Source organism: Bacillus sp. SM2101, from assembly GCF_018588585.1.
In the GTDB taxonomy this organism is placed as follows: Bacteria; Bacillota; Bacilli; order Bacillales; family SM2101; genus Nanhaiella; species Nanhaiella sioensis.
Window position 1 is genome coordinate 106,932 of record NZ_JAEUFG010000010.1, and the last position, 11,727, is coordinate 118,658.

Genomic DNA, 11,727 nt, shown 5'->3' on the forward strand with positions numbered 1-11,727 from the left:
GCTTAATTTTACTATAATGGAGACAAAACTCAATAGATATTTTGGAGGTGTTATCATGGCGAAGGAAAGCTCGTTCGATATTGTGTCTAAAGTGGATTTTTCGGAAGTAACAAATGCAATAAATATAGCTATGAAAGAAATTCAAAACCGTTATGATTTTAAAGGAAGTAAAAGTAACATCTCACTTGAAAAAGAAGATCTTGTGCTACTGTCTGACGATGATTTCAAGCTAGATCAGTTAAAGGATGTTTTAGTGAGTAAAATGGTTAAAAGGGGTATTCCGATAAAAAATTTAGACTATAGTAAAGTTGAAAGTGCTTCAGGTGGGACTGTTAGACAAAGAGCTAAGCTTATTCAGGGAATAGATAAAGAAAATGCTAAAAAAATTAACGCGATTATTAAACAACTAGGTTTGAAAATTAAAACCCAAATTCAAGATGATCAAGTGAGGGTTACTGGGAAGAATAAAGATGATTTGCAAAAGGTAATTACAGCCATTCGAGAGGCTGATTTAACAGTTGATGTACAATTTATAAATTACCGTTAAAGTAAAAAAGCCATTTTAATGGCTCTATAAGCAGGTTTTTAGAACAAAGCGCCTCGTAGAATAGCCCTTCTAATACATTCATTGGGCGTCGAGGCGCTTGTCTAAATCACTCATGTTAATTTCTGATTCTTAGAATATCCTCTTATTTGTTATGGACCTTTTTATTTGCAAATAAAAATAGTAAAAACAAGGCTGGAACAGCAAAGACCATTAGCATAAATGGTAAATTTACACCGGTTTTCTCAGCAAGAACATAAATTTCTGCTTCCTCCCGGTCAATAGTTACCTTGTATCCCTGTTCATCACTTCTAATTAAATCTCCAGCTAATAATCCTCTAAGTTCTTTTTCATCTTCAAGCGTAGTTGTATCTAAGTGTACTGTCTTTGTTTCGGAGGTATTGTTGATGACAGCAATAGCTGTTTCTTCTTTATATGTCCGCTTAAAGACTAGCATGCCATCTTCCTCATATAACATTTCAAAGTCTCCATAGGTTAATGAAGGTAGTGTGCTTCTAAGTTCACTTAATTTAGTTATATAATCAGATAATTCTTTCTCAGTTCGAAAATTCATTAGTAGTTGATTAGGAATTCCATTACCACCATCTAATGCTATTTCAGACCCATATAATACAACAGGCGCCCCAGGTGTTGTATACAAATGAACCAAAGCTTGTTTGATTCTTGTAACGGGATATTGATCCAGTGCGGTGGCTTTCCTTGTAATTCTATCTGTTTGAGGACTATCGATCATTTTCACTGTCGTTTCGGATTGTTCCTGGTTGTTATTTGTTTCGTTAAATACATTATTAATTGTATCAAGTGGTTGATCAATTGTTACAAATTTGCTAGAAGCTTCTTCGTAATAGGAACGACTTACAATTGCGTCAAAACCTATACCGTTATACGTGTGTTCAAGTTGAGATTCTATAGTTAGTTCATCTGCAAGCAAGAATAAATTTTGATTGCTTGATTTGATATCGTTAATAAATTCCTTCCAGAAATCACTAGGGTACAAGCCAATATTTAATATATGATAACCATCAATATCTGTTTCTTCTTGCAAAGATATGTAAGCTTCCGCAATATTATTTGGCATTTCCATTGTTGTTTCAACATCTACAATTATCTTCATATTCCGTTTATGAGCTTCGTCTACTAACGCTATTAAATCCTCTTTCGTTCCAAAGTATTCTTTGATAGTAAGATTTTCATTATCGTTACTAAAGTCATCGTTAAAAATGGATGATAACATTATAGTACTAAAACCCATTTCTTCAATATAATCGAGTTTTTGTATAACGCCCTTTATGTCACCCCCGTAACCGTCATTTGGAACTTTTTGATCATTTGATACATCACCGTTAAAGAATTTCTCCACTATTACATAATAGATCGTTTCATCCTCCAAAGTTGGAGCCTCATTATTTTCAGCTTGGACTAATACGCCTTGTATAAGGATGAATGGTATAAATAGGAAAGCGAGCAACCTTTTTTTCATTAATATTAAACTCCTTTTATTCATTTTAAATGATCATATATAAAATATATCCTTTACTAGATTATCTCCACTAGTAGTAGGTAGTCAATATTTTAGCGATATGCTTCATAGAAGAATGTGCTTTTATTTGTAAAATTTAATTCATGTTATATTTTCTAACATAAAACGCAAAAAAGTTGTTGCTTTTTTCTGAAACTTCACTTAGAATAAGATACATGATATAACATGATGGCGTTAACTTATATAACATGTAGGTTAGAGGGGGATATGAAATTGAAAAAAGTTGAAGCGATTTTTCGTCCTGAACACTTTCAGGATCTACGCAATAAATTAGAAACTATCGGTGTAAATGGGCTTACTGTTTCAGAGGTTGCTGGATGTGGTAAGCAAAAAGGTCAAAAAGGGGTATTTAGGGGAAGTAAATTTGAAATCACATTAGTACCAAAAATTAAAGTAGAAATGGTCGTTGAAAACGAAAAGGTAGACGAAATCATTAACATCATTCAATCGATATGTCGTACGAACAGTGTGGGAGATGGGAAAATTTTCATCATACCTATCGAAGATGCTGTTAGGATTCGTACAGGTGAAACTGGAAAGCAAGCAATACTATAATTCGATAAAACCAATATTGAAAGGGAGAGATTAAGTTGAGAAGAATGAAAAGAACAGCACTTTTAACACTTATTATTAGTTTATTCATGTCGTCTGTTGCTTTCGCTGAGGGTCCAACCACCACTGCATTACAATCATCGATGGATATGATGTGGATCATGGTTGCAGCGTTGCTTGTATTCTTTATGCATGCTGGTTTTGCAATGGTAGAAAGTGGATTTACACGTTCTAAAAATGCATTAAATATATTAATGAAGAACATGTTGACGATTTCAATCGCATCAGTGCTTTATTTTCTAGTTGGATATGGAATTATGTTCGGATCAAGTGCTGGTGGATTTATCGGTACAAGTGGATTTGCCTTAAATGGTCATGAAGCTGACGTTGGATTCTTCTTATTCCAGGCAGTTTTCTCAGCTACATGTGCAACGATTATTTCAGGAGCCGTAGCAGAAAGAATTAAGCTATCTAGCTATTTATTAATTACGATTTTAATGACAGGTTTTATTTATCCTGTAGTTGGACATTGGATTTGGAATGGCGGATGGTTAGCTGAATTAGGTTTCGTCGATTTTGCAGGATCAACAGTTGTTCATTTAACAGGTGCACTTGGTGCAGTAGTTGCAGTATTCTTTCTTGGTGCAAGAATTGGCAAATACTCTGAGGGTAAAGTAAATGTCATTCCTGGTCATAATATCCCATTAGGGGCACTAGGTGTATTCATTTTATGGTTTGGTTGGTTTGGTTTTAACGGAGGAAGTACTTTAGCAGCTGATCCAGAATTAATCCCTCATGTTGTAACAACTACCTTATTGTCAGCATCGTGCGGTGTTCTAGCATCTGCATTTTACACAAACTTACGCTATAAAAGAATTGATGCTTCATTAACTTTAAATGGTGCTTTAGCTGGATTAGTTGGGATTACAGCTGGTACTGCAAACGTTTCTTTAGTTGGTGCAATCATTATCGGCCTAGTGTCAGGTATCATCTTAGTTGAAGCAGTACAATTTATTGATCGTAAGTTAAAGCTTGATGATCCAGTAGGTGCAATCGCAGTTCATGGAGTTGCTGGAATTTGGGGAACATTAGCAGTTGGCTTCTTCGATACTCAAGCAGGATTAGTTTACGGTGGTGGAGTTCAATTGCTTGGTATTCAAGCCTTAGGAATTACAGCAGTAATCGTATGGACCGTTGCCACATTAGGTGTTGCACTATTCATTATGACTCGTCTTGGATCAATTAGAGTATCTCGTGAAGAAGAGATCGGCGGCTTAGATTTTGCTGAGCACGGTTCAACAGCTTATGAATTACGAGAAGGGATTTTATCAGATCAACATAATCCTGTTTCTCCAGAATTTGGTTCTGGATTAATTGAAAGATTAAATCAAGCTGGTTCAGCAAGTAGTAAGGCAACTGGTTGATTAACGAAATACTAACATACAAAACAGCCATTTACTCATAGAGTGATGGCTGTTTTTATATTGTAAACACGGATGTTATTGTTATTTAATTTGCACAGCAAGTTAAGTAATTTGACAAGCAAAGATACTGCGAACCTCTAGCTGTATAGAAGATTATTACGAATAACTACTAGCCTTTATAATTTTATCATTGATTTAGCTTAAACAGAAAACCCTCAGAGGGCAGCCTCCGAGAGTTGGGTAATAACTTTTTATTTGGAATTTGGAAATGTAATGCAGTGTTTGTAATGCTTATTTATGATCTGTATCCTGTGAATATTGGCGTTCACCACGTTTACGATTTTGTTCTTTTTGTAAATTTTGTTTGTGGTGCAGTGCATTATTATCTTTTGCTTTTTTGTCATTATCACTCGTATGCGGCATAAAGAGACACTCCTTTTAAATCGGCTGATTTCAAATTGACTGTTGGTATGCGATATAACTGGATAATTTTTTCTCGTCACAGTCAATAGCAACAACAATGAAAGGAAAAGAGCCTTTAGTTATAATCTTTATTAGCTTGTCCGCGTTAGTGAGAATGTATGTAGCTTATTAACTATACTTATCATTCAAGAAAAATAACGCTAGTGTCCCTGGTCCAGCATGTGCTCCAATCGCACAGCCTATTGTATTTATTAAAAATTGATCGCAGCCAAACTCATCTTTAATTTTTTCTTGTAACAATAGTGCTCCCTCTTCATTATCTCCGTGACTGATACCGATCGTTTGAGTTGATAAATCAACTCCTCGTTCTCTCATAAGATCAATCATACGTTTGATCACTTTTTTGTTACCTCTAATTTTTTCTAATGGAATTAGCTTTCCATCCTCAACATGCAATAAAGGCTTAATATTTAGTAAACCTCCTACAAAAGCAGAGGTTCTACTAACTCTTCCTCCCCGAGCCAAATATTCTAAGTTATCAACTGTAAATATGTGTTCCATATGCTTACAGTGGAACTGGATAGTTTCGATGAGATCTTGATATGCTAGTGTTTTTGATAGCTCTACAGCCTTTTCTACAATTAATCCGTATCCTAAAGAAGCACATTTTGAATCAATAATTGTAAGTTCAAAATTTGGATATTCTTCTAAAACTTGCTCTCTCATTAACATTGCTGTTTGATATGTGCCGGACAGCTCAGAAGAAAAAGCGATATAAATTGATGATTTCTGCTGTTTTGCTAAGTTTAAGAATAGTTTTCTTAGCTCGCTAGGCTTGGCTTGTGATGTTTTTGCTACCTTTCCTTGTCGCATCGCATCATATACTTGCTTAGGTTTGATAGAGAGTAAATCTTCGTATTCTGTTCCATCAACATTAACACATAAAGGAACTAAATCTACATTTGAATTCCGATAAAAATCAAGCGGTAAGTCACTGCCGCTGTCTGCAATAATATTTGTATTCATCCAAGCACCTCTTTAAATAAATTGCTACATTAATAAATTTAAGCCTACTCAATAAGTTTATCATGACAAAAGAAATTATAGTATTGCAAGTTTGGGTAGAATATGTTTAATTTAATACATCACAGCAGTGAAAATAGTAAATAAGGCACTTTATTTAGAATTTGTAGCTACTATACTTATATAGTTAATCGTTTATATTTTACTAAGAATAGCAACAAATAAAACGGACAGCTTCATAAAATGAACCGTTAGAATATTCAAGTTTTGGGAGTAGAAATTTAGCTTATAAAGGGGAATCATAGTAATTATGCATGAAGTAAAAAAGTTTGTAATAGTCATCTTAGGTGCATTATTAAATGCATTAGCACTTAATTTCTTTTTAATTCCTGCCAATATTTATGCTGGAGGCTTTGCAGGTCTTTCGCAGTTACTATCGAGCATTACTGGACAATTCACACCATTTCAAATATCAACAGGTATTTTTCTGTTCTTACTAAATGTGCCAGTTGCGATCCTAGGTTGGAAAAAAGTAGGGAAAAGGTTTACCCTGTATAGTTTTTTAAGTGTCGCATCGATGTCATTCTTTCTTCAAATATTGCCTATCGTTCATGTTTCTGAAGATATTTTATTGAATGCAGTTTTTGGTGGAGTCATTCAAGCAGTAGGGATTGGTTTCACATTGAAATATGGCGCTTCCACAGGTGGTCTTGATATCATCACGCTAGTTTTATCTAAAATCAATGATCGCCCTATTGGTGTATATTTCTTCTCATTAAATGCCGTAATCATTATCACAACCGGTTCTTTATATGGTTGGGAATACGCACTATATACGTTAGTGACTTTATATGTAGCGACAAGAGTGATTGATTCAATACATACTAGACATGAAAAACTAACAGCGATGATCATTACAAAAAAAGCAGATGAGCTAAAAGAGGCAATTCACTCAAAGCTAGTGAGGGGAATTACGACAGTACCTGCAAAGGGTGGCTTTTCAAATGAAAGTCAAGAAATGATGATTATCGTAATCACGAGATATGAATTGTATGATTTAGAAAGAATCATCAAAAAGGTCGACGAGAATGCATTTACTAATATTGTTCAAACAGCAGGTATCTTTGGCTTATTTCGAAAAGAATAATCAATTAGAAAGGGTAGGAAATCAAGAGCTACTTTTTAGCTTATTTCCTACCCTTACACCGGAATAAATATTTTAACAATTAATTAATGTTGTAAATTGTCTAGCCTATTTTGAAGCTCTCTTAACTGCTTTTTTTCAGCAATCGTTGAGTTTGCATATGCTGAGGACAGTGCGTTTTTTGCCGCTGACAAGGCATCTTCAGATTGAGCAGCCTGTTCAGCTAATTGAACTGCTTCTCGAGCTTGTTGAAATAATTGATTTCCCATCGTTATGCCCCACCAATTGATGATTCTTTAACATTTGAAATTTTTTGTCTTTCCTCTGCCTCTGCATATGTCGTGTGATAAGGGATCCGTTCATCATGTTTTTCAACAGCGTCAACACCTTGTTGAACGAAGCGTTTGGATTTATTACGTTTACCCATCAGTAGCCCCCCTTAAATCATCCTGAAGAAACTGACTCAACAAAATCGATTTCTAGGTGTATATTGAAAATGTTACTTGGATTATCTTCAGCTACACTCGATTGATTGAGTCAGTATCATTTATATTTTGGCTAACAATTGTTTATATATACATGAATGATTAGGTTGAGGCTCTTATTATAAACTTTGTTGTTATTTGTAAAAAATATTATTAGACGTGATTTGGTAAAAGACAAGTTACTCGAGTAAGTCTTTATTTAATCGTACATTAGGTAACAAAAAATGGAAAAAAATACCTTTGTTATAGGGTTTTAAATGTTAGTTAGAACATTAAATAACCATTATCATTTAGTTATCAAGTTTTAATATATTAGCTAAAGCCTTACCGACTCCATCTTGTTCGTTTGTAGTGGTAATATCTTTAGCAAGGGACTTTAATTCATCAATCGCATTTCCCATAGCAATTCCAAATCCAGCATAATCAATCATTTCTAAATCATTGTCTTCATCGCCAAAAGCTATTATGCGGCTGCGAGGAATTTGATAATAGTCAGCAATTTTTTTCAAACCAACGGCTTTATTTAATCCAGCTTTTACAATCTCTATAATGTGCCATGGTGCTCCCCATTTGCGATGATCAATCATTTCTGCATGTACATCTGATAAATAGGAACGAATTTCTTGTACGTGGCTCTCTTCTGCATGAATTAAAATACTCGTAGGGTCGTGAGTTAAAATTTGCTTTAAGTCACCTGTTTCAATTTTCGGGTTGCCAAAGTTAAAGATATTTAAATACTTTTCATCATGATAATGAAAATAAACATCATCCATCACTTCAGCTAAAATATTCTTAATATCATATTGCTCACTAGCTTCCACGATATCCTTCGCTGTATTTAAATGAAGTGGGGTATGATATAATCCCCAATTGTGATCGATTGGATGATGAACGAAGGCACCATTAAAATTAACAATGGGTGTTTTTAAATTAAGCTCATTATAATAAATTTCACTAGCTCTATATGGTCTTCCAGTTGCAATAACAACAATATGACCTGCCATTTGAGCCTTCATGATCATTTCTTTCGTATATGAGGAAATCTTTTTATCATCAGTTAATAAAGTACCGTCTAAATCTAATGCAATTAAATGTTGTTGAAAGCTCATAATGTCTCCTTTTTAAAAATAATTTTTCTTACATAATAAAACATTTATTATACTATTTACATAGTAGAAAATAATCATCGATTGTTTTAAGTGTACCTTGAATGGAAAAAATTTGTCCACTATTTTGTAATAAAATGAAAAATAATAAGAGCAAGTACGATTCATTGATATCTCACTACGTTAATTCATTCCCATATCGCTAGTATCTGCGACAATAAATGTAACAAATCGGTCATATTTTCTATAAGAAAATGTACTGAAAAGAAGTAATTTTTTTGCTAATTAGTACATATATGATATAATGAAAATGATTCTCAAGTAGGTCGAAAGGGTGAAAAACATGGATAAAGCTTTAGAAGAAAATATAATGGGTGCACTTGAAAATGTGCTTGATCCAGAATTAGGTATTGATATTGTTAATTTAGGCTTAGTGTATGGTGTTGATATAGATGATAATGGGACTGCGACTGTTACAATGACTCTCACTTCTATGGGATGCCCATTAGCAGGAACTATTTCTGAAGATGTAAAGAGAAATTTAGCAGATTTACCAGAAGTAAAAGAGACAGAAGTTAGTATTGTTTGGAGCCCACCTTGGAGTAAAGATCGCATGTCAAGATATGCAAAAATTGCTTTAGGAGTTCATGGATAATTATGTAGTAAAATACATCTGATGTATAAATATTTTAGATATTATTGTAAGAGAGGTGGAGATTAAATAACTTCATCTCTCTTTATGCTGTCATAAGTTAAGCTTTTTTCTATTCTAGCCGAAAAAATGACTTAGCTTTGTTACTTTTACGCCTAATCTATAAGATAAAATTGTTGTTTTACTACCCATTAGTCATCGATATATAGAAGGAAAGATGCAACTTGTTTATTTCTTATGAAAAAAATAACAATTCATGAAAAAAAGCCCTTGGCTAAGAGCGGAATTGTTTCTTGTTTCAAAAGTAATGTTGTTAGGGTAAATGGCTAGCATCACAGTTTCAATATGATGCTATTCTTAACAAATTTGTACTATAAGAAGTAGCTTTAAATGTTAGTCATCATATTAGAGAAGAAAAGATCCCCAAACTCTAGTTGTGTGCGTGTTTATTAAAGGCTCTTTTCGCAAACTTAGTTGCTATTTTAATTTAAAATGGACTATATTACGATTTTTATGAGACTCAATAATTGTATAAGTAGAAAAGATCCAAGAAGGCTAGAAATATAAGAGCTAATATCTTTGAACGAAAAGCAACAATCAATGCGAAAACAGTCTTATTAAAAAGAACAATCAATGCGAAAAGAGCCTGCTATTAAGATTCAACAACCAATCAGGTGGAGGAGAGTTACCACCTGATTCACCGAGTTCGAGTTTATTTACATGCAGTCACTATATTCCTTGTAAAGTTTGTAAGGCTCTTTGTGACATGCGTTGCGGTGTCCATGCTGGCTCCCATACAAGTTGCACGTTAACTGTATGAACCTCTCCCAGTTGCTCGATAACATGCTTAACACCATTTACAATGCTATCGTGTAAAGGGCAACCAGGGGTAGTTAATGTCATGATAATTGACACATCATTAGCTGTGGATATAGTAACATCATAAATCAAACCGAGGTCAACAATATTTATGTTTAACTCCGGATCAATTACTTCATATAGACGACTGTACACTTTTTCTGTTAAGCTCATTAAAATCTCCTCCTTATTTCCGAATGACGTTGCCAATTGAAAAACAAAAGGTGGCAGTAGTTAATAACATTACTAATTGACTGATCGTATATAACGGAACACTCTTTACGATAATAGATAAAGCTATTCCAACAATGCTTATTAGAAAAGCAAGAAAAGTAGGTATGCTCATTTTCTCATTAATCATATCTTTTAACGTAGGAACAGTTTCTTTACCTATCTCTTTGCTATATCGATGCGTCCACCATAAAAACGGAACTATTTTGTATAGGTACCCCATAATACTTAATACAATCCAAGCGATAATATAGAGTAATATAAGTATTGGAAACCAATGATGGAGACTAGGGAAAAAAGAGATAATCATTGCTAAAAAATGAATGAAAAACCCATTTATAATAGCTAATAATGAAAACATAAAAGGTTTATCAAGCTTTTTCTTAATTCTTTTAGTAAGAATGTTATTTATATGCCCCGCAAATAGATTAAAGCCAATGAATAATCCACTGACACCTATTGGTAATAAAATTGAAATATCTAGTAAAAAAGATAATCCTGTTAAAAATAAGCCGCATACATAAACACTATACACCCAAGCGGCTAATTTCATTGAAAATCCGTGTGCAAGAGCAAACATCGGCACCATTTTATAAGAAAAACCAAAAATCAATAAAGTAAACCAGCCTGTGATTCCAAATAAAATATGTGTTTTTAACAGTGGGATATGTTGAAATAATACTGTTCCGAACTGCAAATTATATGCTAACAATATCCCTAAAGCCAATGTAAGCAATAAGCAAATGAGTGCACTGCCAACAAACAATGTAAGTATATTGAATTTTTCTTGTTTTTTCATAGTCATCAACATTTGAATGATAAATAATAATATTGAAAATAAAGCAATACTTCCACTGTATAGAATTGTTTTAGGTGCAAATACAAATGATAAAGCCAGGCTAGAAACTCCTATAGCACTTAAGAAAAATTGAAGAAAGCCTAAGCGTTCACTCCAAATAGGAGTAAGAAAGACAACAGGAACAAGTTGGTACATTGCCCCCATAGCCACCATCACTGCCCATCCGAGAATAAGCAAATGTGCACTACTCCATATTTCAGGTATTCTATATAAACCTTTTACGATATTCTCACCTTGAAAAACCAGAATAAATTGACTTGCTAGAAAGGCTAATAAACTAAAAAAAATAAATAAAAATGGAAGCTTTATATTAGTTTCAGTCGTAGCTTGCTTTGGAAACATAAAGTATCACCCGTTTTCATCTTCTAATATCAATTTGATAAGTACCATCGTCTAGCTGTTTAGTATGGTGCGTATATTTGAGTTCATCCAATTGCTCATATAAGAACATAGGTCGTCTATCATTAATAATTGAAAGAACTTCGTTATCTTGAAGTTTTTCCAATGCTGCAAGTGTTCTCATCATTGGTTGGGGAGGCTCTAAACCTCGATTATCAAGAATCATTTTTCTCACCTCGCACGAAGGTCACTTTCCAATGCTTTGCTGCTACCTTCTCAACGGTATAAGTAAAACCTTTTGTTTTCATAATTGTAAGTAGCGGTGTAGGTTTAATAGGTGCGTGTAATATAAAAATGTCATCATCTTTCAATGAAGAAACAGTATTTGTTATTTTTTGAAATGGCTGAAGCTTTTTATTTATATCTTCTCTCACATCTAACTCAACGATGTTCTTTGCTTCTATATCGTTCATTTTTTATTCCTCCTCGTCATATCCTTTGATTTAATGATAATAATTTTCAATTA

15 protein-coding genes are annotated in these 11,727 nt (G+C 33.6%); 5 read left to right on the forward strand and 10 right to left on the reverse strand.

Annotation, left to right across the window (positions count from 1 at the left end):
* The first annotated feature begins 55 nt into the window (after positions 1-55).
* A complete protein-coding gene (locus tag JM172_RS11750) occupies positions 56-547 on the forward strand; it encodes a YajQ family cyclic di-GMP-binding protein (protein ID WP_214482499.1) in 492 nt (163 codons plus the stop codon).
* 142 nt (positions 548-689) lie between these two features.
* Here the strand turns inward: JM172_RS11750 and JM172_RS11755 are convergent, their stop codons facing one another.
* Complete coding sequence (locus tag JM172_RS11755; RefSeq protein WP_214482500.1) at positions 690-2,045, reverse strand: alpha-amylase family glycosyl hydrolase; 1,356 nt, start codon at positions 2,043-2,045, stop codon at positions 690-692.
* 273 nt (positions 2,046-2,318) lie between these two features.
* Here JM172_RS11755 and JM172_RS11760 point away from each other — a divergent pair, with 273 nt between their 5' ends.
* Positions 2,319-2,660: a P-II family nitrogen regulator gene (locus JM172_RS11760; protein ID WP_214482501.1), complete on the forward strand. Its 342-nt coding sequence runs from the start codon at positions 2,319-2,321 to the stop codon at positions 2,658-2,660.
* A gap of 44 nt (positions 2,661-2,704) precedes the next feature.
* Positions 2,705-4,081: an ammonium transporter gene (locus JM172_RS11765; protein WP_214482624.1), complete on the forward strand. Its 1,377-nt coding sequence runs from the start codon at positions 2,705-2,707 to the stop codon at positions 4,079-4,081.
* Between the two features lie 291 nt (positions 4,082-4,372).
* Here the strand turns inward: JM172_RS11765 and JM172_RS11770 are convergent, their stop codons facing one another.
* Positions 4,373-4,504, reverse strand: coding sequence for a DUF3941 domain-containing protein (locus JM172_RS11770; RefSeq protein ID WP_214482502.1), 132 nt, complete (start codon positions 4,502-4,504; stop codon positions 4,373-4,375).
* Between the two features lie 168 nt (positions 4,505-4,672).
* Positions 4,673-5,530, reverse strand: a complete 858-nt coding sequence (locus JM172_RS11775) for a DegV family protein (RefSeq protein WP_214482504.1) — start codon at positions 5,528-5,530, stop codon at positions 4,673-4,675.
* Positions 5,531-5,837: 307 nt separating this feature from the next.
* Between JM172_RS11775 and JM172_RS11780 the strand changes: the two genes are divergently transcribed.
* Positions 5,838-6,674, forward strand: coding sequence for a YitT family protein (locus JM172_RS11780; protein ID WP_214482505.1), 837 nt, complete (start codon positions 5,838-5,840; stop codon positions 6,672-6,674).
* An 83-nt stretch (positions 6,675-6,757) separates the two neighbouring features.
* Here JM172_RS11780 and JM172_RS11785 read toward each other — a convergent pair whose 3' ends face one another.
* The 3 genes from JM172_RS11785 to JM172_RS11795 form a co-directional block, all read right to left on the reverse strand.
* Positions 6,758-6,940, reverse strand: a complete 183-nt coding sequence (locus tag JM172_RS11785; RefSeq protein ID WP_214482507.1) for a DUF3813 domain-containing protein — start codon at positions 6,938-6,940, stop codon at positions 6,758-6,760.
* Positions 6,941-6,942: 2 nt separating this feature from the next.
* On the reverse strand, positions 6,943-7,098 hold the full coding sequence (locus tag JM172_RS11790) for a hypothetical protein (RefSeq protein WP_214482509.1): 156 nt from the start codon (positions 7,096-7,098) through the stop codon (positions 6,943-6,945).
* 348 nt (positions 7,099-7,446) lie between these two features.
* On the reverse strand, positions 7,447-8,265 hold the full coding sequence (locus tag JM172_RS11795) for a Cof-type HAD-IIB family hydrolase (RefSeq protein ID WP_214482511.1): 819 nt from the start codon (positions 8,263-8,265) through the stop codon (positions 7,447-7,449).
* Positions 8,266-8,605: 340 nt separating this feature from the next.
* Between JM172_RS11795 and JM172_RS11800 the strand changes: the two genes are divergently transcribed.
* Positions 8,606-8,917, forward strand: a complete 312-nt coding sequence (locus tag JM172_RS11800) for a metal-sulfur cluster assembly factor (RefSeq protein ID WP_214482513.1) — start codon at positions 8,606-8,608, stop codon at positions 8,915-8,917.
* Positions 8,918-9,643: 726 nt separating this feature from the next.
* Here the strand turns inward: JM172_RS11800 and JM172_RS11805 are convergent.
* From JM172_RS11805 to JM172_RS11820, 4 genes are read right to left on the reverse strand one after another with little or no spacing between them, the layout of a single operon-like run.
* A complete protein-coding gene (locus tag JM172_RS11805; RefSeq protein ID WP_214482514.1) occupies positions 9,644-9,946 on the reverse strand; it encodes a metal-sulfur cluster assembly factor in 303 nt (100 codons plus the stop codon).
* A 13-nt stretch (positions 9,947-9,959) separates the two neighbouring features.
* The gene (locus tag JM172_RS11810; RefSeq protein WP_214482517.1) at positions 9,960-11,204 is read right to left on the reverse strand and encodes a hypothetical protein; all 1,245 of its coding nucleotides are present in this window, start codon (positions 11,202-11,204) and stop codon (positions 9,960-9,962) included.
* Between the two features lie 16 nt (positions 11,205-11,220).
* Positions 11,221-11,427, reverse strand: a complete 207-nt coding sequence (locus tag JM172_RS11815) for a DUF2249 domain-containing protein (RefSeq protein WP_214482519.1) — start codon at positions 11,425-11,427, stop codon at positions 11,221-11,223.
* Positions 11,417-11,674 carry a DUF2249 domain-containing protein gene (locus JM172_RS11820; RefSeq protein WP_214482520.1) on the reverse strand — a complete coding sequence of 86 codons (258 nt, stop codon included), beginning with the start codon at positions 11,672-11,674 and terminating at the stop codon, positions 11,417-11,419. Before JM172_RS11820 ends, JM172_RS11815 begins: the two co-directional genes overlap by 11 nt.
* Positions 11,675-11,727: the final 53 nt, after the last annotated feature.